General features: G+C 68.1%; 31 protein-coding genes and 1 pseudogene. 4 read left to right on the top strand and 28 right to left on the bottom strand.

From position 1 onward, the window contains the following. Nucleotide 1 precedes the first annotated feature (1 nt). The 9 genes from OG452_RS25090 to OG452_RS25050 all read right to left on the bottom strand — a co-directional run bounded on the left by OG452_RS25090 (nt 2) and on the right by OG452_RS25050 (nt 5,052). Complete coding sequence (locus OG452_RS25090; protein WP_327297828.1) at nt 2–211, bottom strand: gas vesicle protein; 210 nt, start codon at nt 209–211, stop codon at nt 2–4. Further along, nucleotides 208–1,011, bottom strand: coding sequence for a GvpL/GvpF family gas vesicle protein (locus tag OG452_RS25085; protein WP_327297827.1), 804 nt, complete (start codon nt 1,009–1,011; stop codon nt 208–210). The genes OG452_RS25090 and OG452_RS25085 overlap by 4 nt, the downstream gene beginning before the upstream one ends. Beyond that, nucleotides 1,008–1,445, bottom strand: coding sequence for a gas vesicle protein (locus OG452_RS25080; RefSeq protein ID WP_327297826.1), 438 nt, complete (start codon nt 1,443–1,445; stop codon nt 1,008–1,010). The genes OG452_RS25085 and OG452_RS25080 overlap by 4 nt, the downstream gene beginning before the upstream one ends. 35 nt (nt 1,446–1,480) lie before the next feature. Further along, a complete protein-coding gene (locus OG452_RS25075) occupies nt 1,481–2,653 on the bottom strand; it encodes an SRPBCC family protein (RefSeq protein WP_327297825.1) in 1,173 nt (390 codons plus the stop codon). Continuing rightward, entirely contained in the window at nt 2,646–3,206 is a 561-nt protein-coding gene (locus OG452_RS25070; protein WP_327297824.1) for a hypothetical protein, read from the bottom strand. The genes OG452_RS25075 and OG452_RS25070 overlap by 8 nt, the downstream gene beginning before the upstream one ends. 27 nt (nt 3,207–3,233) lie before the next feature. Continuing rightward, nucleotides 3,234–3,491, bottom strand: a complete 258-nt coding sequence (locus tag OG452_RS25065) for a gas vesicle protein GvpG (protein WP_327297823.1) — start codon at nt 3,489–3,491, stop codon at nt 3,234–3,236. A 37-nt stretch (nt 3,492–3,528) separates the two neighbouring features. Then, complete coding sequence (locus OG452_RS25060) at nt 3,529–4,242, bottom strand: GvpL/GvpF family gas vesicle protein (protein ID WP_327297822.1); 714 nt, start codon at nt 4,240–4,242, stop codon at nt 3,529–3,531. Between the two features lie 3 nt (nt 4,243–4,245). After that, entirely contained in the window at nt 4,246–4,695 is a 450-nt protein-coding gene (locus OG452_RS25055) for a gas vesicle structural protein GvpA (protein WP_327297821.1), read from the bottom strand. Nucleotides 4,696–4,758: 63 nt separating this feature from the next. Then, nucleotides 4,759–5,052 (bottom strand): gas vesicle protein GvpO, encoded by a 294-nt coding sequence (locus OG452_RS25050; RefSeq protein ID WP_327297820.1) that lies wholly within the window; start codon nt 5,050–5,052, stop codon nt 4,759–4,761. A gap of 427 nt (nt 5,053–5,479) precedes the next feature. Here OG452_RS25050 and OG452_RS25045 point away from each other — a divergent pair, with 427 nt between their 5' ends. Further along, nucleotides 5,480–5,608 (top strand): LPFR motif small protein, encoded by a 129-nt coding sequence (locus OG452_RS25045; protein ID WP_266857292.1) that lies wholly within the window; start codon nt 5,480–5,482, stop codon nt 5,606–5,608. 87 nt (nt 5,609–5,695) lie between these two features. Here the strand turns inward: OG452_RS25045 and OG452_RS25040 are convergent, their stop codons facing one another. Continuing rightward, nucleotides 5,696–6,022 (bottom strand): plasmid stabilization protein, encoded by a 327-nt coding sequence (locus tag OG452_RS25040; protein ID WP_327297819.1) that lies wholly within the window; start codon nt 6,020–6,022, stop codon nt 5,696–5,698. Nucleotides 6,023–6,329: 307 nt separating this feature from the next. On the opposite strand from OG452_RS25040, the pseudogene OG452_RS25035 reads away from it, so the two are divergent. Beyond that, nucleotides 6,330–6,972: pseudogene (locus OG452_RS25035) on the top strand (endonuclease). A gap of 58 nt (nt 6,973–7,030) precedes the next feature. Here the strand turns inward: OG452_RS25035 and OG452_RS25030 are convergent. Next, a complete protein-coding gene (locus OG452_RS25030) occupies nt 7,031–7,633 on the bottom strand; it encodes a TetR/AcrR family transcriptional regulator (RefSeq protein WP_327297818.1) in 603 nt (200 codons plus the stop codon). 111 nt (nt 7,634–7,744) lie between these two features. On the opposite strand from OG452_RS25030, the gene OG452_RS25025 reads away from it, so the two are divergent. Further along, the gene (locus OG452_RS25025; protein WP_327297817.1) at nt 7,745–8,755 is read left to right on the top strand and encodes an NADP-dependent oxidoreductase; all 1,011 of its coding nucleotides are present in this window, start codon (nt 7,745–7,747) and stop codon (nt 8,753–8,755) included. Here OG452_RS25025 and OG452_RS25020 read toward each other — a convergent pair. Beyond that, nucleotides 8,752–9,087, bottom strand: coding sequence for an MBL fold metallo-hydrolase (locus OG452_RS25020; RefSeq protein ID WP_327297816.1), 336 nt, complete (start codon nt 9,085–9,087; stop codon nt 8,752–8,754). The genes OG452_RS25025 and OG452_RS25020 overlap by 4 nt on opposite strands. Before the next feature lie 66 nt (nt 9,088–9,153). Further along, the gene (locus tag OG452_RS25015; protein WP_327297815.1) at nt 9,154–9,831 is read right to left on the bottom strand and encodes a rhodanese-like domain-containing protein; all 678 of its coding nucleotides are present in this window, start codon (nt 9,829–9,831) and stop codon (nt 9,154–9,156) included. A 239-nt stretch (nt 9,832–10,070) separates the two neighbouring features. Between OG452_RS25015 and OG452_RS25010 the strand changes: the two genes are divergently transcribed. Next, nucleotides 10,071–10,643, top strand: a complete 573-nt coding sequence (locus OG452_RS25010; protein WP_327297814.1) for a helix-turn-helix domain-containing protein — start codon at nt 10,071–10,073, stop codon at nt 10,641–10,643. A gap of 18 nt (nt 10,644–10,661) precedes the next feature. Here OG452_RS25010 and OG452_RS25005 read toward each other — a convergent pair whose 3' ends face one another. From OG452_RS25005 to OG452_RS24935, 15 genes are all read right to left on the bottom strand, one after another. Further along, nucleotides 10,662–11,720: an NAD(P)/FAD-dependent oxidoreductase gene (locus tag OG452_RS25005; protein WP_327297813.1), complete on the bottom strand. Its 1,059-nt coding sequence runs from the start codon at nt 11,718–11,720 to the stop codon at nt 10,662–10,664. 1,186 nt (nt 11,721–12,906) lie between these two features. After that, a complete protein-coding gene (locus OG452_RS25000; RefSeq protein ID WP_327297812.1) occupies nt 12,907–13,443 on the bottom strand; it encodes a DUF6349 family protein in 537 nt (178 codons plus the stop codon). Between the two features lie 51 nt (nt 13,444–13,494). Beyond that, the gene (locus OG452_RS24995; RefSeq protein WP_327297811.1) at nt 13,495–14,433 is read right to left on the bottom strand and encodes a hypothetical protein; all 939 of its coding nucleotides are present in this window, start codon (nt 14,431–14,433) and stop codon (nt 13,495–13,497) included. Nucleotides 14,434–14,503: 70 nt separating this feature from the next. Continuing rightward, nucleotides 14,504–14,692, bottom strand: coding sequence for a DUF4314 domain-containing protein (locus OG452_RS24990; protein ID WP_327297810.1), 189 nt, complete (start codon nt 14,690–14,692; stop codon nt 14,504–14,506). A gap of 89 nt (nt 14,693–14,781) precedes the next feature. Then, nucleotides 14,782–15,840, bottom strand: coding sequence for an N-6 DNA methylase (locus OG452_RS24985; protein ID WP_327297809.1), 1,059 nt, complete (start codon nt 15,838–15,840; stop codon nt 14,782–14,784). Nucleotides 15,841–15,921: 81 nt separating this feature from the next. Next, complete coding sequence (locus tag OG452_RS24980; protein ID WP_327297808.1) at nt 15,922–16,521, bottom strand: hypothetical protein; 600 nt, start codon at nt 16,519–16,521, stop codon at nt 15,922–15,924. Nucleotides 16,522–16,538: 17 nt separating this feature from the next. Further along, entirely contained in the window at nt 16,539–16,820 is a 282-nt protein-coding gene (locus OG452_RS24975) for a hypothetical protein (protein WP_327297807.1), read from the bottom strand. 37 nt (nt 16,821–16,857) lie between these two features. Further along, nucleotides 16,858–17,205, bottom strand: a complete 348-nt coding sequence (locus tag OG452_RS24970) for a hypothetical protein (RefSeq protein WP_327297806.1) — start codon at nt 17,203–17,205, stop codon at nt 16,858–16,860. Nucleotides 17,206–17,295: 90 nt separating this feature from the next. Beyond that, complete coding sequence (locus tag OG452_RS24965; protein ID WP_327297805.1) at nt 17,296–18,366, bottom strand: PP2C family protein-serine/threonine phosphatase; 1,071 nt, start codon at nt 18,364–18,366, stop codon at nt 17,296–17,298. Further along, the gene (locus OG452_RS24960; protein ID WP_327297804.1) at nt 18,363–18,683 is read right to left on the bottom strand and encodes a hypothetical protein; all 321 of its coding nucleotides are present in this window, start codon (nt 18,681–18,683) and stop codon (nt 18,363–18,365) included. Before OG452_RS24960 ends, OG452_RS24965 begins: the two co-directional genes overlap by 4 nt. A gap of 240 nt (nt 18,684–18,923) precedes the next feature. Beyond that, the gene (locus OG452_RS24955; RefSeq protein WP_327297803.1) at nt 18,924–19,364 is read right to left on the bottom strand and encodes a hypothetical protein; all 441 of its coding nucleotides are present in this window, start codon (nt 19,362–19,364) and stop codon (nt 18,924–18,926) included. Nucleotides 19,365–19,369: 5 nt separating this feature from the next. Beyond that, nucleotides 19,370–19,804 (bottom strand): hypothetical protein, encoded by a 435-nt coding sequence (locus tag OG452_RS24950; RefSeq protein ID WP_327297802.1) that lies wholly within the window; start codon nt 19,802–19,804, stop codon nt 19,370–19,372. Continuing rightward, a complete protein-coding gene (locus tag OG452_RS24945; protein ID WP_405560917.1) occupies nt 19,804–20,148 on the bottom strand; it encodes an HU family DNA-binding protein in 345 nt (114 codons plus the stop codon). The genes OG452_RS24950 and OG452_RS24945 overlap by 1 nt, the downstream gene beginning before the upstream one ends. Before the next feature lie 77 nt (nt 20,149–20,225). After that, the gene (locus OG452_RS24940) at nt 20,226–20,678 is read right to left on the bottom strand and encodes a hypothetical protein (protein WP_327297801.1); all 453 of its coding nucleotides are present in this window, start codon (nt 20,676–20,678) and stop codon (nt 20,226–20,228) included. Beyond that, on the bottom strand, nt 20,675–22,171 hold the full coding sequence (locus OG452_RS24935) for a DNA cytosine methyltransferase (RefSeq protein ID WP_327297800.1): 1,497 nt from the start codon (nt 22,169–22,171) through the stop codon (nt 20,675–20,677). Before OG452_RS24935 ends, OG452_RS24940 begins: the two co-directional genes overlap by 4 nt. Nucleotides 22,172–22,224: the final 53 nt, after the last annotated feature.

Genomic DNA, 22,224 nt, shown 5'->3' with positions numbered 1-22,224 from the left:
CTCACCACGGTGCCGGTTCGTCGGAAGTGATCGAGCGGATGACGGCGCGCAAGTTGATGTGCACCAGGTCCACATCGGCGATCGAGAGGACGAGATCACCGGTGAGGACCGCCCCGCCGTTGAGCAGGCGGTCCAGCAGATCGATGAGTGCGACCTGCCGCCCGGCCAGGGACTCGATGTCCGTATCGGCGTTGCCCTGTGCACCGCTCATGGTGAGCCGCCCTGCGCCACGGCCGGCGGCGTGGCGAAGGAATAGGGGGCCCAGGGCCCGGTGATCTCGATCCGTACACCGGGCATATCGCCGGCCAGCGTGTCCAGCGTGCGCCGGAATTCCCCGACCCGGGCTGCCGGGACCAGGTAGGCGTCATTGGCGATGTTCTCGCCCGGCGAGGAGGCCAGTTCGCCCTGCTGCGGCCGGTGAGCGACCCTGGCACGTGCCACGTCGGCCACCCGGCCGGGGACCTCGGCGGCCAGCTCCCCCGCGGCCCGGTAGGCGTCCTGCTGGTTACGGCGCTGCGCCCTGCGCTGCTGCAGGTACGCCCGCCCCGGACTGACCGGAGCGGCGGGGGCCGGGGCCTTCGGGGGCTGGGCCTCCGCCGGGCGGTGCGGGTCCGCGTACACCTTCACGCCGAGTTCGACATGGCCTTCGAGCCAGGAGAGCAACTCAGCGAATTCCACGTGCCGTTCGTGGAGCATGGCGGCCACTCGCTCGTCACTGAGATAGACCGTCGCCAGTCGCAGGGGGAGGACCGTCGTCGCCCCGTAGGCAGCTTCCACCACTGCGTGGTGGCCGCGGGCGATCTCCTCCAGCCGCTTCAGGTCCTCCATCTGTGCCTTCATGCCCTCCGAGCCGAAGGCCCTCTCCGGTACGGAGGAAACCAAGGCTTCGAGGCCGTCGGCACTCACCGTCCGCAGCCCGCCTCCGTCCAGGCCGGGTACGGCGCCGGACGTCACATCGCTGAGCGTGCCGGCCCGGCTCACGGCGTAGACGTAGGAGATTCCGGTGCTCACTGCTCGTCCTTCCTGCCCGCGTTCACGCTGCTCTCCGCCTCCTGCGCCGACCCTGCGGGGAGGCCTGCGGCCTGCCTCAGCTCGGCCAGTTCGGCCTTGAGGCGGGCGTTCTCCTGAGCCAGTGGGTCGTTCGTGGCGGATGAGTGCGGTTTCTCTGTCTGCTGAGGTGGACGAGCCCGGGAGGACAGGGACGGGTCGTGCTCCCACCAGTCGATGCCCATCTCCTTGGCCTTGTCCACGGAGGCGACCAGAAGCCGGAGCTTGATCGTCAGCAGCTCGATGTCCAGCAGGTTGATCTGGATGTCACCTGCGATGACGATGCCCTTGTCCAGGACACGTTCGAGAATGTCGGCCAGATTGGCAGAGGAACCCTGCTGGCCGTACGGGGACCCCCCGGAGGGAGCCCCCATACGGCCGGCCAGTGAATCGGACACCTTTGTTCAGCCCCTGTCTGTGATGTCGGCTCGGGTCAGGAACGGGCCGCGGCAGCGGTACGGCGCCGGGAGCGGCGGACCGGCCGGTCCTCTTCCTCGTCGCCGGCGACGTCGGGCTCGGCTTCGGGGGCGTCGTCGATGTCCGCTTCCCCTTCGAGGGCTTCGTCGTCCTCGTCGTCCTCGACGGCTTCGTCGTACTCGGCGGCTTCGGCGTCGGGCTCACCCTCCTCGGGGAGCTCCTCGTCGTCGTACTCGCCATCGTCGGCGTACTCGTCATCGTCATCGTCGAACGAGTCGCGCCGGCCGCCCTCGCCGCCCTCATCGGCCGAGTCGGCCGGTCCGGCGTCGTGCGCTTCCTTCTCGGAGTCCGCCTGCTCCTCCGCCACGGCGTCGTCGTGGTCCACGACGACCTCGCCGTCCCGGATCTCGCCGCGCCAGCCGTCCGTGGCCTCGCCGCGCATCATGATGAACTTGCGGTAGAGCTTGAGGTCCAGCCGGGCGCGTCGGCCCTGAGCCCGCCAAATGTTGCCGGTCTTCTCGAACAGCCCCTTGGGGAAGTACTCAAGGACCAGCAGCACTCGGGTGAGGTCGCTCGTGATGGGGTGGAACGTCACGACGCCCTTGACAGTGCCCTTCGCCCCCTCCGTGGTCCAGGTGATCCGCTCGTCCGGCACCTGCTCGGTGACGTTCGCCTTCCAACTACGCGTGGACTTGGCGACCTTCACCTTCCAGTTGCTGCTGGTGTCGTCGGCCTTCTCGACACTGACGACGCCCTTGGCGAACGTGCTGAACTCCTGGAACTGCGTCCACTGGTCGTACGCCTCGCGCACGGGTACGCCCACGTCGATGTCCTCGACGATCGTCACACTCTTGGACTTGCCTCCGCCGCCCTTGCGGCCCTTGCCGAACACACCCTTGACCTTCTCCTTGAGCGTGTCCTTGAGCTGGGCGGTCCCCGCGGAGAGTGCGGCCTGGGCCGGCGACTTGCCCTCCTTGAGGGCTTGCCCGCCCTTGGCAAGGCTGCCCGCCAGACCGCCCTCGCCGGGCTCCCCCAGCTTGCTGACGCCCTCCCCCAGCTTGTGTCCGAGCTGGGTGACCGCGTGCTCGGCCCGGGCGTGCAGGTAGTTCTGCAGTTCGTCCTTGAGCCTGTCGGTGGCCGGATTCCGCGCCACCTCGTCCTTCAGCTTGCTGAAAGCGGAGTCACTCACTACGGCCACCCCCGTTCCTGGCCCGCGTCCGCGACGCCGTCTTCCGGGTTCCGGATGCAGCCCGGCGAGCCGGCGCTGATGCCTTGCGAGCGCCCTGCGAGGCCTTGCCGCCGGCAGCGGACGACGGCTTGGACGACGTGGACCTGGCGGCCCGCTTACGGGGTGCGGGCTCGTCCTGTGCGTCCTCTTCGTCCTCAGCGGCGCGCTCCCGGCCGTCGTCCTCCTCGGGCTCCTCGTCGTCGCTCCCCCGGCTGGACGGCTCGTCGAGCCCCAGGGTCCGCTCGTGAAGAGAATCCGCCAGACCGCTCGCGCGCTTCGTCAGCGCGGACGTGGCCGCCGACTTCGTCGCCTCGACCAACTCCTTGCGGACCTGGCTGTTGAGGCTGCCGAGCACCGGCGAGTCGGCCACCATCCTGCCCAGCTGCGCCGGATCCAGACTCATCTTCTTGCCGGCCAGGAACATGCCCAGGCCGATCGCCAGCTTCGCCTTCTTGGTACGTCCCAGCAGGTATCCACCCACCAGGGCGACGCCTATCTTGCCGTTGCCTTTCATCTGTCGTGCACCTCGTTCTCCCTGTTGTCAGTCATGGGCCCGCAGCCGCCGCTGGTTGTCTTCGAGCCATTCCAGCCGGTCCAGCAGCTCGTCCTCGCGGCGATCGAACTCGTCCTCTTCGATACGTCCACTCAGCAGCTCCTTTTCGAGCGCGGCCAGTTCGGCGCGTACGGGCTCCGGGTCGTAGTACTCCCGCTCCGCCGTCACCAGCACCTGGTCGACGACCCATGCGGTGCCGCGCAACGGTGCCAGCGGCAGAGTCAGAATGTTCGTGATGAGACCCATGCCGGGTCCTCCGCTCGACCGGGATCGGTTCGCAGGCTCAGACGAAGCTGTAGGGCGGGAGCGGCCCGTTCAGGGAGTGCGTGAAAGCGTCACCCCAGCGTTCGGCCTCTTCGTGCACGGCCTGCGTGAAGGTGGCCGCTCGGTCGCGCTCGACGAGGAACGACACGTTGAGGAAATGCGTCTTGGTGGGCTCTCCGTTGACGACGCGTACCGCGGCGTGCTCGAGCCTGGAAGTGATCTCCTCCCGGCCCTGCTGCTCGCGGGCCTGGACCTCATGAGAGATCAGCTCTCCGAGTGCGACCATCTCGTCGTGGGCTCCGGGGTTCTGGCGAGTCCGCTCACGCAGCTCGCGCACCTCACCGGACTCGTTGACGATCTCCCGCAGCAGATCCTGCTCGTCACGGGCGACCTTCAGGTTGTACTCGAGGCACCCTTCGAGTTCCTTGAGCCGGACGCTGTAGTCGTCCTGCTGCCGCTCCAGTGCCGCGATCACCTGATCGTCGTCGGGCCCCAGCAGGCCGAACCGCATCGGCAGTGCGGCACCGTCCGCCAGGAGGTTCTCCAGCACCGTCTGGTGCGCGACCAGATCACGGCGCTTGGCCCGCAGGTCCGCCGGCGCGTCACTCACGACCGCGCTCAGGGCGTCCGTGCCGATGACGCGCAACTCCGACGGCGGCTGACCGACACCGACCACGTTGTCCAGGCGCAAGGGATGCGCCGCACTGGTGATGGCGTAGATGTACGTGGACACGGGCTACTCCTCCCGTCGGCTGGAGCTGCGGCGGCTGCTGCTGGAAGCGGACTTGCGCGCCGGGCGCTCCTGCTTCTCCTCCGAGTCGTCGTGGCCGCCCTGGAGCGACTCGCTGAACGCCTCCACCGCCCCTGACAGGGCGCCCTTGGACTTGCCCTTGGCGCCCTTCTCGGTCATGTCGCCCACCAGGTCGGTGAGTTGACTGGGCGCCTTGCGGCCGGATTCCAGGTCCAGCCGGTTGCACGCCTCGGCGAACCGCAGATAGGTGTCGACACTCGCGACGACCACACGCACATCGATCTTGAGTATCTCGATACCGACGAGAGACACCCGGACAAAGGCATCGATGACGAGGCCCCGATCCAGGATGAGCTCCAGGACATCGTAGAGATTTCCGGAGCCACCCCCACTCGATGACCTGGTATTTGCGCTTGATTGCTGAACAACACTCATGCTGAACTCCCTCCGGGTGAACTGCCGAGACTCAGCGGTCTCTTGGCGGGGCCCGATCCGGCCTCAGCGGTCGATCTGCCCCTTGGCGTAACGGCGAATTCGCTCGTAGCCCACGAGTTGCCCCTGCAGGTCGAGGGAAACCCGGTAAGTGGCCATCACGCTTGCGGTGTCAGGAACCTTTTCGAGCTCCACGACCTCGATGTCCGCCGACCAGCCGTCGTCCACCGCCTTCAGCGCGGATACCGAACTGGGCTCACACTGCAGCAATTCAGCGAGCTGATCTGCGGCCCGCCGCATTGCTGTAGGAACATCGAGTCGCTCGCGGCTTTCACTGTCCTTACTGTCCGTCGTCGCCATAATCCCGCCTGTCGCGCACTGAAAGACTTCACGGACCCCGATGAGAAGTCCGGCGAACCGCTTGTGCGGTTGTAGAGCGCGTGCCCCTGAGTACGGAACGTATGCCTCTCCCCTGAGGCGCCCATTTCCAGCGCCGTACGCACAGCCGTACGCATAGGGGAAGATCGGAATGGCGGCCCCAGTCCACGAGTGCAGGTCACAGCGGGGCAATGAGCCACGTCATGTCGGACTGCCGACGACCGCGGCGATCAGGACAACAGCTGACATGCATGCCCGGACACGAGTCGGGCAGGCGATGCGGGACAGCCTGGCAGGACATGGCAGACGACGGTCCGAGCCACCGAGTGGTACGGGCCGGGCCAACGAATGCTAGGTAGAATTACTAATAGATTCCGCTGCTCCGGTTGCGGAGAAAGGGGATTTACCCATGCTGACTGCAATCGCAGATGTTCTGAGGTCGATCGGCGGGGCGATCGCCACCGTCGTGACCCTTCCTTTCAGGGCTGTGGCGCGACTTTTCGGCGGAGCCGCGGACAGCGCCCACGGCCACCACTGACGCTGCGGACACGGAGATTCCGGGGGCGCGCCCGCGTGTACCCGCCCGCGGGCCGTCCCCGTCCCGCACACTCCGGGAGGTGCGGTGTCAGCGTCCGACAGCTTTGCGCAGCTGCTGCTTGTTCATCGAGGAGCGGCCTTCGACGTTCTTCTTCTTCGCCTCTTCATAGAGCTGGTCCCTGGTCGGCCCCTGCGCGCCGCTGTGTGAGCGTTCGCCGCCGCGCTGGGACGCCGATTTCGGGTCCCGTGTCGAGACCTTGCCGGCCGATTTGGCCTCGCCCGACCGCGCCCGCTCCTTATTGACGGTGCGTGCTGCGATCTCCTCGGCCCGGCCTTCCGAAGTGCCGCGTTTCTCGGCACTTTCCTTGATGTGCTCGTACTGGCGCTCGCGCTTGCGACTGGATCCTGCCGGCATGACATTCCTCCTTTTCGATGCGTGCTCTGCGCCTGCCCGAATTCCGGCGCACCTCACACACTCGGTCCGGGAAAGCACCGCGGCAATCGGAGAGCCGCCGGGCGGCATTCGGGCGAAGCGCCGGTGCGTCAGCGGGGCAGCACCCCGCCCCGTGGCCATAGTCGTCCGGGGCGATCACCAAGGGTCGTCCGTGTGATGTCCGCCAAGCCACCGACAGCGCGTACGTCCCCGCAGGTTGATCCGCCCGGCGGGGGCCGAGCAGCTCGACGCCAGGAGGGGACGACCGGTCGTGAACCACCGTAGGACGATGGAGGCCCTGCTCACGGAGCACGGCAGGACGTTCGCCGACGAGGCGGGCATCCGGCTGCGGGACACCCCGCAGCCCCTGTACCAACTCCTGGTGCTCAGTCACCTGCTGAGCGCCCGGATCAGGGCGTCCGTCGCGGTGGCCGCCGCACAGGCTCTCTTCGCACACGGCATGCGCACCCCGCGCCACATGCTCGAAGCGACCTGGCAGCAACGCGTGGACGCACTCGGGGAGGGCGGGTACCGCCGCTACGACGAGAAGACCGCCACCCAGCTCGCCGACGGGGCAGAGCTGCTGCTCGATACGTACGCCGGCGATCTCCGGCGCCTTCGCCGGTCGGCCGACGGCGATCTCGACGCGCTGCGGGACGGGCTTCGCCGGACACCCGGCATCGGTCCGACCGGCGCGGACATCTTCCTGCGCGAGGCGCAGGAGGTGTGGCCGGAGACAGCGCCGTACCTCGACAAGAAGGCGCTGCAGGGAGCGGAGCAGCTGGGCCTGCCGACGTCACCGGCGAACTTGGCGGAGCTGGCGCAACAGGCGCGGCCCGACGGGTCGGCACGGCCCCGCTGTCCTCGCGGCGGCGCTGGTACGCGCGGCACTGGACAAGAACATCGTGGCGACCGTACGGGCGAACGCCTGACCCGAGCCGCCGGCGCCGGCGAGCACACCGAAACCGCCCGCCGGCCGCGTCCCCCACCTCACGGATCAGCACGATCAGGGCGCGCTTCGAAGGGGATCCCGGCCTGGCTGCTGCCTGCGCTCGTCAGGATCGCGCTCGCGACAACCCCGGAGAGGCGATCGGCGCGTGGCGCGAGGGCGGGCTGATCGCCGAGCCAGGCGAGCATCGCCACCAGCGCGAACAGATCGGTGCCATCGATATCGCTCCTGGCCATGCCCACGGCCTGGGCACGGGTGAGGAGCCGCGCACCGGCTGCGCGCAGGGTGACACACGAGGCATGGAGAGCGGATTCGGTGTCCTCGATGGCGGCTGCCATCAGTACGGTCACGCCCCGATACTCGGTTGTCCACGCGACGCAGTCGCGCAGCCACGAAACGAGAGCGTCTACGGGTGAGCTCGACGCCTCGAACTCGCCGGCCTTTACGGTCAGTTCGTCGAAGCTCGTGCGGAGCAGGGCATCGAGCAGCGCCTCGCGCGTCGGGAAATGCCGCAGCAGCGTAGCGAGACCGACATCGGCCCTGCGGGCGATGTCGCGCAGTGACACGTCGACGCCTTGCTCGGCGATGGCTGCCCCCGCTACTGCGAGCAGGTGGTCGCGGTTCTTCCTGGCGTCGGCCCGCATCTGTCCCTCTTGACTATCCGGATCAGTGGTCCATATATTCGGATCAGTGGTCCGTTTATGTGGACCGCCGATCCGGATAAGCGTATCCCGCAGCGCGAGCAGGAGAAAATGATGCCGAAACACACGATGAGGGCGATCCGGCTCCATGAGCACGGCGGCCCCGGGGTTCTGCGGTACGACGAGGTGCCGATTCCTGAGCCGGGGCCGGGCGAGGTGCTGGTCCGGGTGCACGCGGCCGGCATCAATCCCCCCGACTGGTACCTGCGCGACGGTATGTCCAACCTGCCTCCGGAGACGAGGCCGAAGTTCGACCTGCCCGTGATTCCGGGGACGGACCTGTCGGGCGTCGTCGAGGCCGTCGCCGCGGATGTGGACGGCTTCTCCGTCGGCGATGAAGTCTTCGGTCTCCTTCGCTTCCCCAGCTTCGACGGCCACACCTATGCCGAGTACGTGGCCGCGCCCGCCTCGGACCTCGCACTCAAGCCGGCCGGTATCGATCACGTGCACGCCGCCGGGGCGCCCATGGCCGGGCTCACCGCGTGGCAGTTCCTGATCGAGCTCGGGCACGATCACCCGTCGCCCTTCCAGGCGGCGAAGCATCGCCCGGTGCCACTCGACGCCCACACGACGGTGCTCATCAACGGCGCCGCGGGCGGCGTGGGGCACCTCGCCCTACAGCTGGCGAAGTGGAAGGGCGCACGTGTCATCGCGGTGGCATCGGGCGCGCACGAATCGTTTCTGAGCGAGCTCGGCGCCGACGAGTTCATCGACTACACCAAGAGTCGCCCCGAGGAACTCGTACACGACGTCGACCTCGTTCTCGACGCCGTCGGCGGCCCCGACAGCAGGCGCTTCCTGCGCACGCTCAAGCGCGGCGGCGCCCAATTCCCCGTATTCTTCGGCGACTTCGACGAAGAAGAGACCGCCGAGCTGAGTGTCACGGTCACGGCCACCCAGGTCCGCTCGAACGGCGCTCAGCTCGCCGAACTCGGACGCCTGCTCGACACGGGCACGGTCCGCGTCGCGATCGACAGCACGTTTGCGCTCGCGGATGCCCGAGCAGCGCACGAACGCGCCGCCCGGGGGCACATCCAGGGCAAGATCGTCCTCACGGTCGCTTAGAAACCAGCCATTTCACGACTGTCCCAGTCGAAGAGCCCCCCGAGCGTCCGCTCCCGGGAAGCACGCGCACAGTCCCAGGGTGGGACGTCGGCGTCGGCCGGGACCAGGTAGCGGGCACCGGTGAGGCGGGCCAGTTCCAGCCCGCCGGTGACGTAGTCGTTGTGCACGTGCGTCTCGGCCACGTAGGCGATGCGCACCCCTCGCCGGGCGGCGGTGGCTATCACCTGGTCGATGTCCCGCGGCGGATCGACCACGACCGCTGTTCTCGGACCCCCGGCCAGGTAACTGCGGTTGCCCAGGCCCTCGAACTCCAGGGTGTCGATAAAAAACACGGTGTTGCTCCTTCTGAAATGGCGCTGGGGAGCGTGTTCGACGGTCATCCGCCGGTTCTGCTTCCGTCAGTCCTCACGTACCGCGGCTTTGGCACGGTCGCCGTTGTTCGCCGCGTCCTCGCGGTCGGGGAGGGTGACCGGCAGCCCCGCCGCTTCCCATGCCTCAAGGCCGCCCGCCACGCTGTAGACGGCGGACCGGCCTGCGCGGATCGCCTGCTCGCCGCCTCGCACGCTGCGTGTGCCCGTGCGGCATACGAACGCCAGAGGACCGTCGGGCAGATCTGACAGCGAGGCCGGCAGCGTGCTGAGCGCGGCGTGGACGGCGCCGGCGGGGTGACGCGCCGCCCATTCATCGTCTTCCCGGATATCGACCAGCGTGAGCTTCCCGTCCACGACGCGACGATGCGTATCGGCAGGAGACAGGTCCGGGGGTGTGTGACCGTGGCCGGGGCTCAGGATCTGCTCGGTGGCGGGCAGGACCGTCCGGATCGCCTCGTAGTTCGAGGCATGGGCGACGGCTATCTGCTGTCCCAGCATCGGGCAGACGTTCATCGCCTCTTCCCAGTGAGAGGTGGACTCCCATTCCGCCACGTTGACGAGAAGGAATGTGCTCCCCGGAACGATCGTGCGGAACATGTACGTCCGAATGAACCCGGGTTGAGTGGCCATCACTTCTGCGGCGCTCTGCCAGGCGTCGAGATACGAGCCTTCGTTCTCCTCGTCGATCTCGATCGGAATGATCACGACATGGCGATTTCCCATCTGCTGCCTCCGCTGTTCTGTAAGGAACCGGGCTGTAAGGAAACTGGGCCGTAAGGAAACTGGCTTCTGACGTGCCGCTCGGACCGGAGAGGTTCGCGGCGAACGGCCGATACAGGAGACGCCGGTTCGGGGCCCTTCACCGGGTAGGCCCGCGGTGACGACCATGCGTCTGCCGTTGTGGAAGTTGCAAAGCTCCATGCTGTTTCAGCATGGTGGTGGGTATGGATAACGCGAAGCAGGACAGACTGGAGGCCGTCGGGCCACGACTGCGGGAGCTGCGCCGTCGGCGCGGGCTGACTCTGGCCGGGCTCGCAGAGGAGACAGGGATCAACGAGAGCACGCTCTCGCGCCTCGAAGGCGGAACCCGCAAGCCGACCCTGGAAATGCTGCTGCCGCTCGCCGAGCTCTACGCGGTGCCCCTGGACGAACTCGTCGGCGCACCCCGCACCGGAGACCCGCGCATCCATCTGAAGCCCGTCGTCCGGGACGGCATCACGTATGTGCCGCTCAGCCGCCCCGGCGGCGCCCAGGCCCACAAACTGCTGATCCCACCCAGCCCCGGAACACAACCGGAGCTCAAGACCCACGACGGCTTCGAATGGGTCTACGTCCTGGCCGGCCGGCTCCGGCTGCTCCTGGGCGAGAAGACCGTGGTCCTCAAGCCCGGCGAGGCAGCCGAGTTCGACACCCACGTCCCCCACTGGCTCGGCCCGGACGACAAGCGGACCGTGGAACTCCTCGTCCTGTTCGGGCCCCAGGGAGAGCGGGCCCACCTCAAGGCCCGCGCCACCTGAACCGGCACCCCGCGGGCCTCAGCCGTGGTCGAACCGGGACTCCAGACCGTGGACGCGCGTGCCCAGCACACGCCGCGACACCTCTGCTTCCATCGCCCCGCCGAACACTCCGCCGTGCTCGCGGGACGCGGCAGCCCCGCGGGCGCCGGCCGTCAGCAGATCCATGTTGATCGCCGCGGCCGCGGTGACGCCGGCCGCCGCCGCGGCCGGTACACCCGCCAGCACGTCACTGACGTTCCCGGCCGCCCACACCCCCTCGACCCCGGTGAACCCGGAGGCGTCCACCGCTACCTGCTCGCCGAACCCCATCGGGTGCTCCCGCACCGTGAGGCCGAGCCCGTCGAGGAAACCGGTCCGCGCCACGAAGCGCGGCGCGACCACCAACTCCCGCACCGGCACCACCACGCCCGAAGTCAGACGCACCGCCGCCAGCCTGTCCTGGCCGTCAATCTCCAGACCGCCGATCTCACCCTCCACCACACCGACACCCAGAGCCGCCAGTTGCTCCCACTGCTCCTCCGTGAGCCCTGTCCCGGTGTCCCGGAACAGCGTGACGTCCCGCGAGAGCTGCCGGAACAGCAGCGCCTGATGGAAGCTGCCCAGGACCCCGATCGCCCGGTCACGGACCTCCCAGCCGTGGCAGTACACGCAGTGCATTACATCGCGCCCCCACCGCTCAGCCAGGCCCGGCACCTCCGGCAGCTCGTCCACCAGTCCCGTCGTCACCAGAACACGCCGAGCCCGTACCCGCTGCCCGCCCTCGGTCACCACCGAGAACTCCGCACCGTCCCGATGCACCCGTGCCACTCGGCCCGGGACGACCCGCCCCCCGTACGAGGCGACTTCCGCCCGCCCCAGCCGCAGCAACTCCAGCGGAGAAATGCCCTCACGCCCCAGAACGCCGTGCACACCGACATCCACAGCCGGAGCGTTGCGGGGCTCACCCGCATCGATGACCACGACCGACCGGCGTACCCGAGCCAAGGTCAGAGCAGCCGACAGACCAGCCGCTCCACCCCCGACCACCACGACATCCCACACCTGACCATCCGCGCGCAACCGCTCGTTCTCACTCATACGGCCACCTTGCGACCCCTCGCGCCAGTACGGCAAAGACTCATGCCGTTTCAGCAAGTTCAGCAAGAAGGAGACGGAGGAGAAGGAGCGTGGAGCCTCCCCATGGCACAGCCACACGGACACTGCACCCAGCCGGTTCGCTTACCGACACAACCCTGCGCCGCACTGACGTCCACTCCGCGCACGACAACTCGGATTCACCGGCAGCCACCGGCGAGTTCGCGCCAGCTTCCGCACCAAGCGCCTCTCGACCGACTCGAGGGTCACGTCAATCGGATCAGGATGCTCAAGCGCCGGACTTCGGCCGGCCGGCTTCGAACTCCTCAAGAGACGGGGCTGTTGCCGTAACAGATGCTGACGGTGTCACGTAAGTTGAGCCGGCTGCCCGAGTGGATGCGGGCCGAGGCAGAAGCGGTCATGGCCGTCGTCCCCCGCGACATCCCTTCCAGGAGCGCACCGTGCCGGCGGTCCCCGAGTCGGCCCGGTCAGAACGGCGTCGCCGTCGACCACCACCCGAAGGAACAGCGGCCGGACTTCTCACTCACGCGCTTCGCCCTCACCCGCTCCGAAGCTCCGGGGCCTCGAAGGGTGGGCGCTGCCGACGGGCCTGCCACACAGCCGGAAGGCCGCTCGCCGTGCTCCGAACAGGCGACCGACGGCGGCACGAGGGCCTCTGTGTCCCCTGATCCATCCCCGCGTCCCCTGTGCGTCCCCTGGATCTTGGTCTGAACGAATGAACGGGGGTCACCACCCTGGAGTGGTGACCCCCGTTCATTCGTTTCCGCAGGTAGAAACGATTCGCTGGGGGAACTTCGCGGTGGGGCGGGTGGGACTCGAACCCACGGCCGACGGATTATGAGTCCTTTTAGGATCTTGGCGGCCCTTGCCCTTCTACGCTGATTCTTGACGTTTTCCCAGCTCAGAGCACACGGCGCGTGCTGGCGCTCTCGAACCTTTGTCAGTCTGTTCCTGTCCTTGCGTCCCCAACGTGTCCCCAACGAGTCCCCACGAGGGCCGTGCTGAACGACCTGGCGACGATCGCGGCAGCTCGGAGCAGGCGGTAGAACTCCCCCGCAGCGGATTTCCCTTCCAACGCGTAGAGGCTCCGCCCCTGAACCGGGGCGGAGCCTCTGTGGCCGTTCATGCAGGCCAGACGTCTTGCGTCACTTTATCCGGCCGGTCCCCCTTATTCCAGGGTGAGCTGCCGGTCGCCAGGTGGCTGCTGCTTGGGACGCGCCGCGTGGAGGAGGAATCCCCCGCCTGGGGCCGCTCCCGCCTGATGCCGGTCGAAGGGCGGTACCGCGTAGAGCCGAAGGGGCCCGCCGGCGTCGAACCAGCCTTCCGGATATCTCGCGCGCACGTGGAGCCACCAAATCCGGGACCCCTTGTTGCTCGGAGCCCGGTCCAGAATCGGGAGGTTGCGCCACTCGGGGTGGGTGTGGTCGTGAGCGTCTTCGATCGCTGCGTCTCGGCGGCGCTGGTCCGGCCCCTCCCATGGACAGGCGAGGCAGGCGCCGCGGTGCAACCACAGGGCGTCAGTGATGATCTTGTATATGGACGTCGCCGCGTGTCGGGTGCTGGGTTCCGGTGGGGTGCCGAGCTGTGTGGTGTAGCCGGGGTCGCCGTATCCGATGGACCAGGTCTTACGGAGGATTTCCCTGTCGGTGTTCCGGAGGGACGTGTAGTGACGCTGGCGGGCTATGGCTCCGGTGTCGTTGATCATGGCGCTCCGGGAGGGGCGCGGCGGTGCCGCGCCCCTGTCGAGTCCTACGAGTCAGTTGGTGTTGGCCTTCGGGCGCCGCTTGGGCGTGCGCTTGCGGGGGCGCCGAGTCGCGGTAGGTCCGGGCTGCTCGTCTGTTCGGGCCGGTTCGGGGTCCGCGCCTGCTTCGGGCTGGACGACGGCTGCCGTCTCGGTATCGCCTCCTTGGTCGCCTTCACTCTCGGTGTTCGCCTGCATCTCCGCGTCCGGCACAGGCTCTGGCTTAGCGTGCGCCTCGACCGCGACTTCGACGTCTGGGTCCAGGTCCGGGGCGACGTCATCAACCGGCTCCGGGTCGGGCGCGATGTCGGCGGCCGACCCGGACCCGTCATCCGGCCCCCGCTCGACCTCGATGTCGGGGTCCGGCTTGGCCTGTGCGATCGGCTCGGGCACGTCGTCCGGTTGACCCTCGACCTCCGTGACCGGCTCGGGCTCACGTTCCGGCTCGGCTTCTGGTGTGGGTTCGCCTTCGCTGCTGGGATCGTCGGCCGGCGAGGTGTCGCGCTCGGCGGCGACGGCCGCGAGGGCGTTGTCGAAGAGGTCTATCCACGGTCGGTGCCCGACGTAGCGTGGCTTGTACTCGAAGGCGGGGAGGAGATCGTCTTCGAGGGTTCGCAGGATGATGGCGGCGGGGTCTTCCTCTTCCTCGGTGACGAGGGTGGTCGCCCTGTTGTAGCGGTGACCCTCGGGAAGGCGCGCGGTGATGTGCGCCTCGTGGGAAGCGCGTTCGGCGAGGGTCGCCCCATCCGGCAGCGTGGGCGCGGCGTTGCCGGTGATCCAGAGCTGAACGGTGGCTCCGCCGAGGACGGGACGAAAGCTGATGGCTCGCCCGTCGCTGTAAATCAGGTGGGCTGCGCCGTCAGCGGGTGCTTCCGGGTCGAGAATCCAGTCTCCTCCAAGGCTCTGGGCAAGGGTGGCCGCCGTTTCTCGGACTGCGGCGTCGGTGATGAGCATGGGCGTGTCTCCAAGAGGTCTGCTGGTGTGACGTCGCGCCCGCCCCAGCGCGCGGGGCGGGCGCGGCGGGCTATGCGGGGCGCACCTCGTCGCCGTCGTCCAGGAGCATCGAGAGCTTGGAGCCGCTGTCCCAGTCGACGGAGAGCTGGGCGAGGTTGACGTCGTACCGCCGGACGGTTCCCTCGTCTCCTTCGGTGAGGCCGGTGTGCGGGTCGGTGGTGTGGACGAGCGCGATGCGGTCGCCTCGCTTGTAGGTCATAGGAGAACCCCTTTCCTTGGTTCTATTCTATATGCATTCAGGGCGGGGTCAAGATCACCCACGAGAGATTTGAGGGGCATCCGACCTGATCAGGCTGCTATGCCGCGCACCAGCGTCTCGACCTTCTGGAGCGCCGCGAGGAAGACGGCCTGCGAGTGCAGCTCGTCGCGCCGCGCGAAGGAGTCGAGCGCCTGCTGAGCGGCCTTCGCTGGCAAGTTGCCGTCGTGCAGGGTGTCACCACAGGCGATCAGGACGCTCGGGCCGAGGTCCCAGATGATTGCGTTGACGGCGGCCCCGGCAGCAGCGAGTTCGTCAATGTCGGTCAGCGACCACCCGAAGTCGTGCGGGTCGATGCCCTTTTCCCGCATCACCTGCGCAGCGGCGCGGTACATGCCACCGGTTCCACCGGCGGGCTCATCGAACTTCATACCGGGCTGGAGCTGCGTGTCATCGAGGAGCATGCGGGCCATGAGGTAGGCGACTTCCGGGGGCGTGTGGACCTCCGCGAGAGCGTCGTGGGCGCCCTGGGAGCGCATGACGGCCAGCAGCGTGCCCATCACGTCTGTAGTGGAGCGAGAGTCGGGGTCATCGCTACTGGTCAGGTGCAGCAGCCCCCGGGTGAGGGCGGCCTCGACCACGGCCCTGACGGCGCGAGCGCGATTCGGCCCCGGCTCCTCGTCGTCAACCCACTTGTGTAGTGGTGTGGCCCGGTCGATGAGGTCGGGGCGCATGATCCACCAGCGCGCCCAGCATTCGCGGAAGGCCGTGAGGAGCTGGTCGTCATCGAGACTGAGCCACCAGTCGGCGGCGAGGTAGGCATCCGGGCCGCGCAGGGGCCACAGGGCAAGGGTGGCCACCACCCCCATGGGGACTTCGATGCCCGCCCCGCCCTGGGCGTGGTGCCAGGCGTAGCTGACGGCCTCGGCTATGTCGAAGGCGGTGGCGTGCGGGCTTCCCAACGAGGGGCGGTAGTGGCTCAGTTTGGTTTTGACCGTGGCCAGCTTGGGGCGGGCCTTGGCCGACACGGTGACGGGAGTGGGCGCCGGCGGGAGGTCGGTGAGGTACTTGCGGGGCGGCGCTGCGGGGGCGGGCGGGGCTGGGGGTTCGCCGGGAGTGTCATCGTCGGCGAACAGGTCGAGCTGGCTCATGCCGTTTCTCCAGGATCGTCGGGTTTCGGGGCGTCGGACCGTGGCGGCCCGCGTGGTTACGGGCCGCCACGGATGAGGGGGTCAGCGCGCTGCGCGCATCATGCGGCGGAGCATCTCGGCGGCTTCCTCGGTGAGCCCGGCGGCCGACAGAGCGGTGTGTTCAAGCAGTTCGGTCAGATCCTCGGTGGTCACCTGCGCGAGGATGTCGGTCAGGCTCATGTGACGCTGGTGGGCGCAGCGGTACGGGTATCCGGTGGCGAGCGTGAGAACGATGCCCGGCACGAACCGGTCGGTCTGCTCGTCGCTGAGGCCCAGTCGGCGGCCGACGCGGTGGATCGAGGCGGGGTCGCCGAGGAGGGCGGTCGGGGGGACGGCCTGCTGAGCACGCTCTGCCACCGCTATCTCCCGCTGTACGTACGCCTTCCAGTTCAGCCGGGCGTCAGCGTCTCTGCCGTCCGCCATGAGTGCGGCGGAGGAGAGGGTGGCCGCGAAGCGGGCCGTCTGCATGACCGTGTCCATGTAGTCGGCGGGCGAGAGTCCGGCGCGGACGACCGCTGGGTTGTGGGACTCAATGTGGAAGTGCTCAAGGGTGGCGAGCAGCGCGCTCTCAGCGGCAGCGCGGTCGACGCCCAGTCGGCTGACGAGGCTCGCGTAAAGGATCTCCGAAGCGAGGTTGAGCATGTTCTTCTCCAAGGGGTCTAGTTGGTGAGCTGGTTGGCGGCGTTGTAGGTGTCGGCTGCGGCCAGGCGCGCCGGGCTGGCGACGAGTTCTTCCGCCCAGACGCGCAGGGCGATGTCGCCAGCGGTGTCCGCATCGGGCGCGGTGATGACGTAGGCGTGCTGTCCGGCCTGGACGAATTCGGCGCACCTCTTGTCCTGGGTTTCGGGCTCGCTGGGTGCGGGTTCGACTGTGACGATCTCGATCTCGGCGGGAGTGGGTTCGTGGTAGATGACCCACCACGTGGGGATTGGACTGGTCACGGAGCTCTCCTTCGGTTGTGGTGGCGCTGGCCGGGCTTCAGTTCTGCGTCTTCGGCGGCGCGTAGTGGGTGAGGAGTTCGGTGATCTCCCGGGCGATGTGGTCCGCGAGGGTGCGGATGCGCTTTCTGTTGCCGCCGAGGTACAGGGCCAGGTCGAGGACCTGGGGGGCGGCGGCGTAGTCGAGGAGCTGCCGGTACTGCTCGACGGTGAGCGTCACGAGGGCGTCGGGGCGCAACGCCCAGGCGGCGATAGCGGCGTTGTCGGCGAGGTGGACGGCGGCCTTGAGGGTGGCGTCGTCGGGCGCGCGGGTGAGCAGGGTGAGGATCATGGCGCCGTAGTGGTGCTCGGGGGTGTTGATGATGGGTACCGCGTTGCGGGGTGGCATGGGTGCCTCCAGTCAGGAGCAGGCCGCGCGCTTCTTTTCTATGTGCATTCGAAGCGCGGTGCGGCCCTCATTCGGGCAGGGAATAGGGGGCTAGCTCTGAGGGAAGTCCACGACCAGAGCCGTGGCGTTGTCCGGAACGTCCGACCCGACCGCCTTCATGGCGTCGCCGACACACATGGTGGCCGCGTCTTTGGCATCAGTGGCGAAGTCGAGGATGTCCTCGACTCCGCGCGCCCGCTCTTCCAGGGGCACGTGAACACCGTCGGTACACAGCAGCAGTCGGCGAGCGTACTTCCGCTTGACAGCACCTGAGGCGATGGGGCCTCGCATCAGGCAGGAGGTGATGAAGTTCCGGTCATACGGTCCCGGGGTGCGGCCGCGAGCCCGCAGCTCCTCGGCGTAGTTGTGGTCCCGGGTGAGCGGGACGGCCATGCCGGTGGGGGCGAGCCGGTAGGCCCGTGTATCGCCGCACCAGGCGAAGCGGATGAGCGGCGACCGCTGGTCGGCCACGGCGACGACCGCGACGGCGCTGGGGTCGGTGGCGGGGTCGAAGTCCCACCGGTTCTCGTCCCTGGCCTGGATGCGTGCCGCAGCGAGGGCTCGGGCGGGGTCGCAGTACAGGGCTGCGGCTCGGGCGACGTACGGCGCGAACCGGCGGGCGAAGCGGCGGGCGTCGTCAGTGTCGCCGACGCCATCGAGCACTGCGAAGGCCCAGCGGCCGCTGGCCTTGTCGCGCTTGATCGCGTAGGCGTCGCACTGGTGGGCGCGTCCGCCTTGATGCTGTGCCGCGCTTACTCCGGGCGCCGCGGCGAACGTGTCCAGCAGCAGGCGCGAAGTTCGGAGCACAGCTTCGGCGCTCGGGGCGGGCAGCGGGGCGAAGTCACCGCCGCGATCGGCGGGGCCGGTGATCATGACGGGCCCGCGCAGGATGGGTGGGCGACTGCCGTCGGTGATGCTCATCCACGCCTGCTGGGCGGCGCTGTTGACCGTCTCCCTGTTCCGGCCGGCGTGCACGACGGCTCTGCGGCCGAGCGGGTAGGTGCGCGCTTGATCGACGTGGAAGCTGATGCAGCTCAGCTGGTCGGGGCGGCGGGAGTTGAGGATGATCTCGTCAACCCGGCCGTCGGGGTGGACGAGCAGAGCAGGGGTTGTGGCGATCACTGAAGCGGTCCGATCGTGCGCGGGGCGAGGCCCCGGGGGTTGGAGGGCAGAGGGACTGCGATGTCGCGGGGGTCGGGCTGCGGATGGACGTAGAAGTAGCCGGGCGGGTGGGCGTGCAGGTCGGCGAGGCGGGCAAGCAGGCACAGGTCGGCGGTGAGGCTGCCGAAGGCGGGGCCTGGCTTTTGGTGGTCGAACTGGAAGAGAAGACGACCGTTATCGCCGTGCAGGCGCCACAGGATGTAGTCGCCCGGGTCTTCGGTGGTGGTGGCGACGAGCGTCCGGATGCGGGGTTCGATTCTGGCCGCCTTCTCGGCCATGCGCTTCAGTAGAGCGCGGGCGAGGTCGCGGGTGGCCTTGCAGACCTGCCGGTCTGCTGGCGGGCAGGGGTCGTGCGGCAATTGCGGGCTCCTTGGCGCAGGTCCGCCCGGCGGCCGGGTTGTGATGTCACCGGCCGCCGGGCGGAGTTCGGGTGGGGTCCCCCCTCTTGATGGTTCTATTCTATATGCATCAGAGGGGTTTGCAAGATTTCGGGCGGATTTTCTTGATCAACGTGTGTGCTATTTCCGCAGTTCAGCGGGGGTGCCTGCTATTGCGAGTTCCCGGATGTGGATGACGAGGCGCGGCCCGCTGACCACGTGGCCGAGCCTCATGTCCGGTCCGACGACTCTCGTGTGGTCGTCGTCGTCCAGCACGCCCTGGTCCACGAGCCCGTCGACGCATGCCTTGAAGCTCGGATACCAGTTGGCCGGGTCTCGCCTCTGCCGGCCTTCGGGATGCAGTACGCCGACGATGTGGGCTCGCTCCAGATGCGGGACGCCCCGCGAGGCTGCCCAGGCCGCGCGCCGCAGGACCTTGGTGATGTCTGCGCGACGGTGATGGTGAAGCCGTTGGTTGGAGTTGATGAGCAGCAACCGCGGGGGCATGGCCACCCTGAAGCGGCGCCCTGGCAATCCGTCGAACCAGTCCGTCGTCTCGGTATCGGCTGAGTGCGCGGCCACACCGTTCACCGGTCGCCCCCCGCAGTGGCGGCAAGCACGGCTTCTCCCGTCGCCGCGAGGAGCATGTGCATGCATGCGGGCCAAAGTTCAGGGGCGTCCGAGGCGCAGGCAGCCTTATAGAGAGCCAGGGCCGTGTCCTTGTCGTTGTTGAGGTTGGCAGCGATGAACCGCGCAGCGAACAAGTGGTGCGGGGGAACCCTGTCCTCCGGCCGTGACCCGTCCGGGGTCTTGATGCCCCAGAAGCAGTCGTGGGACTGGTGACCGTGCATCTTCGTCAGCGCGGCTCTGGCGACGGTGGCGATGCCGCAGGCGACCCCGTACATCATCGATGGCGTCTGCGTCTGTGCCAGCGTGGCGAGGATCTGCACGGACTCCTCATGGCGTCCTTCCACCCAGTGGTCGACGGCGTCCCAGACCTGGTCCGCTATCTCGTCGCGCATCAGCGCACCGCCTTGCTGCGCGGCGTCTTGGGAGCCTTCTTGATGGCGCTGCCCTCTTCCGGGAGGCTCTTGGTGCCGTCGACCAGCGCCTTGAAGGAGGCTCCGGGGCGGAACTGGACCGCGCGGGTGGCCTTCACGAGCACGCGTTCGCCGGTCTGGGGGTTCCGCGCTGCGCGGGCCGGCCGCTCCACCGGTGCGATGGAGCCGAAGCCGGTGACGCGCACCCTCTTTCCTTCGGTGACTGCGCGGACGATGGAGTCGAAGACGGCTTCGACCGCCTCCGCCGCGGCGGCCCGGTTGCCGATTTTCGATGCGACTTCGTCGATGAGGAGGTTCTTGTTCATGGTCTTCCTTGTCCTGAGGAGTGGTGCCTGCGCAGAAGGTCAGGTGTGTTGGTTGTGGGGCATGCGTCCTTCTTCGTTCAGGCGACGTCGGGGAGTTCGAGCTGTCGCGTGTTGTCCTCGTCGTCCAGCGGATTAGGGCCGGGCCGGTAGAAGGGTTCGCACCCCGGGCACTGCTGCTCGACGGCTCTCCGGTGGGCGCGCGACCCGGCGGCGGTGCCACACGTCTTGCGGATGACCGCGGGCGGGAACTCGGCGGGATCGGCACCCGGCAGGGCGTGGACGATCACGCCGTTGAGCCAGATACGCCCGCCGCACACGCCGTCGAAGTCGTTCTTGGCCGGGAGAACCTGCCGAATGCAGGCGGCTCTAAACGGGCAGCCGCCACAGACGTAGAGGACGGGTTCGCATATGGCGACCAGGTCCTGGCCGGTCTTCCATCTGTCGTCGGCTACGGCAAAGTCGGGATCGCCCCAGCAGGGTGCGTGGTCGGTGACGTGGGTGCCGGGCAGGACGCTGCGGGATCCGGTCACAGGACGTGCTCCAATCGCTCGCCTATCCACCGCGCGACGTTGACGGAGACCGCGTTGCCCGCCAGCATGGTCTGTTCGGCCTGGGTGCCGTAGACGATGTACTTCCTGGGAAGCCGCTGCCCTTCGAGCTGTTCGCGAGGCTTGAGCATGCGGAAGTAGCAGTCGTTGATGTCCGGTGCGGAGCGGACCAGGGCGGCCGAGTCACGGGTGGAGAGGGTGTGGACGGGTTCGGCGGCCGTCTTCACCGCGCTTTTGCGGTACGGCACGACGAGGGTGTTCCGCGCCTGCTCGGGCACTCGGCCGGCGTGGGTGACCAGGCCGTGGTGATTGCCTTGCGCGGTGATGCCGCTCAGCGGACTACTCGCGGGGCTGGCGGTGGCGTGGTTCCGGAATTCGATGATGAACGGGTCCACCGTCAGGAGGGCTTCACTCTCGCGGGTGGTGCGAGTGCGCAGGGGTACGTCAACGGGGACGGCGTCGGTGTTCCACGAGCCGCCAGTCGGCACGAGCAAGGCGTCACCCTGCTTGGCGGTGCGGGTCGGCAGGGGTCGATCCTCGACGGCGTACGCCCGGTCACTGCCCTCCTTGCCGTGGGTGAGGGTGATCGAGCTGGGGCGGTATGGAAACTTGCTGAGACCACTGCGGATGCGGTCCATCGTGGTGTCCACGAGGGGCCTCTTGCGGTCCCCGATGCGCGTGCCGAGGTCGTCCCAGTTGATGATGTCGCTGGCCGGGCGGACGTACGGCTCGACCATGGCGTGGCGGCAGCGGGCGTTGGGGCAGCGGTAGATGTAGTCGCGCCGGTACTTCCCGATCCGTACACCTTCGACGTTCCACGACTGAACGGCGTGCACGTCCTCGCCGCAGTCCACACAAGGGGCCAGCGGCCTGGGCTTCAGGTCCGGCTTGCGCATGGTCTTGAGGGTGAAGACCACGTACATCCGGTCGCGCCACTGCGGGGCGCGCAGATTGACGTCGTCGCCGACGTGGGCGCTGCTCACGGACACGATCTGGTACTGGTAGCCGAGGAGTTCCATCGCTTCGAGCCACTTCGGGAACAAGATCCAGTCGAGACCGAACTCGACCACGTTCTCCACGACGATGGCCTTGAACCGCTTGGCCTCGGCTGCCCGGACGACGCACCAGCCGGTGACCCGGGTGCGTTCGAAGGCGTCCTTGGTCAGGGCCTCCCAGTCCTCGCCCTCGTCGATCAGGTCGAGCAGATCCATCTGGTTGGTCTCACGCCGCCGTCCGCCCGCGGGGCTGATCTCGGTGCAGATGACCGATGCCCACAGCATGTCGGCGTTGGGCAGGTAGCGCATCGGGAAGCCGGAGATGTCGATGCAGGCGTGATCGGCATTGCGGTGGTTCGCGGCGTGCGTGTCGATGGCGAGTTGCCAGTGGTTGATCCCGAGGATCAGTTCGTATCCGGCTTCGACGAGTCCGGTACTGCTGCCTCCTGCGCCGCACAGCAGGTCGATGACTTTGGCCATGGTGGTGGTCGTTCTCCAAGAGGTTCTGCGGAGCCCGGCCCCGCGAGGCGGGG

It is taken from the genome of Streptomyces sp. NBC_01197, from assembly GCF_036010505.1.
Taxonomy (GTDB): Bacteria; Actinomycetota; Actinomycetes; order Streptomycetales; family Streptomycetaceae; genus Streptomyces.
This window is presented reverse-complemented; position numbering and strand designations above follow the sequence as displayed.

Excerpts from the sequence above, each read along its gene's own strand:
- OG452_RS24980 (WP_327297808.1), bottom strand. The coding sequence starts at position 16,521 with ATGCTCAACCTCGCTTCGGAGATCCTTTACGCGAGCCTCGTCAGCCGA.
- OG452_RS24995 (WP_327297811.1), bottom strand. The coding sequence starts at position 14,433 with ATGCTCATCACCGACGCCGCAGTCCGAGAAACGGCGGCCACCCTTGCC.
- OG452_RS24950 (WP_327297802.1), bottom strand. The coding sequence starts at position 19,804 with ATGCGCGACGAGATAGCGGACCAGGTCTGGGACGCCGTCGACCACTGG.
- OG452_RS24990 (WP_327297810.1), bottom strand. The coding sequence starts at position 14,692 with ATGACCTACAAGCGAGGCGACCGCATCGCGCTCGTCCACACCACCGAC.
- OG452_RS25005 (WP_327297813.1), bottom strand. The coding sequence starts at position 11,720 with ATGAGTGAGAACGAGCGGTTGCGCGCGGATGGTCAGGTGTGGGATGTC.
- OG452_RS25055 (WP_327297821.1), bottom strand. The coding sequence starts at position 4,695 with ATGAGTGTTGTTCAGCAATCAAGCGCAAATACCAGGTCATCGAGTGGG.
- OG452_RS25050 (WP_327297820.1), bottom strand. The coding sequence starts at position 5,052 with ATGGCGACGACGGACAGTAAGGACAGTGAAAGCCGCGAGCGACTCGAT.
- OG452_RS24985 (WP_327297809.1), bottom strand. The coding sequence starts at position 15,840 with ATGAGCCAGCTCGACCTGTTCGCCGACGATGACACTCCCGGCGAACCC.
- OG452_RS25070 (WP_327297824.1), bottom strand. The coding sequence starts at position 3,206 with ATGAAAGGCAACGGCAAGATAGGCGTCGCCCTGGTGGGTGGATACCTG.
- OG452_RS25040 (WP_327297819.1), bottom strand. The coding sequence starts at position 6,022 with ATGCCGGCAGGATCCAGTCGCAAGCGCGAGCGCCAGTACGAGCACATC.
- OG452_RS25030 (WP_327297818.1), bottom strand. The coding sequence starts at position 7,633 with ATGCGGGCCGACGCCAGGAAGAACCGCGACCACCTGCTCGCAGTAGCG.
- OG452_RS25065 (WP_327297823.1), bottom strand. The coding sequence starts at position 3,491 with ATGGGTCTCATCACGAACATTCTGACTCTGCCGCTGGCACCGTTGCGC.
- OG452_RS25090 (WP_327297828.1), bottom strand. The coding sequence starts at position 211 with ATGAGCGGTGCACAGGGCAACGCCGATACGGACATCGAGTCCCTGGCC.
- OG452_RS25025 (WP_327297817.1), top strand. The coding sequence starts at position 7,745 with ATGCCGAAACACACGATGAGGGCGATCCGGCTCCATGAGCACGGCGGC.
- OG452_RS24935 (WP_327297800.1), bottom strand. The coding sequence starts at position 22,171 with ATGGCCAAAGTCATCGACCTGCTGTGCGGCGCAGGAGGCAGCAGTACC.
- OG452_RS24970 (WP_327297806.1), bottom strand. The coding sequence starts at position 17,205 with ATGCCACCCCGCAACGCGGTACCCATCATCAACACCCCCGAGCACCAC.
- OG452_RS25045 (WP_266857292.1), top strand. The coding sequence starts at position 5,480 with ATGCTGACTGCAATCGCAGATGTTCTGAGGTCGATCGGCGGGGCGATC.
- OG452_RS25000 (WP_327297812.1), bottom strand. The coding sequence starts at position 13,443 with ATGATCAACGACACCGGAGCCATAGCCCGCCAGCGTCACTACACGTCC.
- OG452_RS25010 (WP_327297814.1), top strand. The coding sequence starts at position 10,071 with ATGGATAACGCGAAGCAGGACAGACTGGAGGCCGTCGGGCCACGACTG.
- OG452_RS24945 (WP_405560917.1), bottom strand. The coding sequence starts at position 20,148 with ATGAACAAGAACCTCCTCATCGACGAAGTCGCATCGAAAATCGGCAAC.
- OG452_RS24960 (WP_327297804.1), bottom strand. The coding sequence starts at position 18,683 with ATGGCCGAGAAGGCGGCCAGAATCGAACCCCGCATCCGGACGCTCGTC.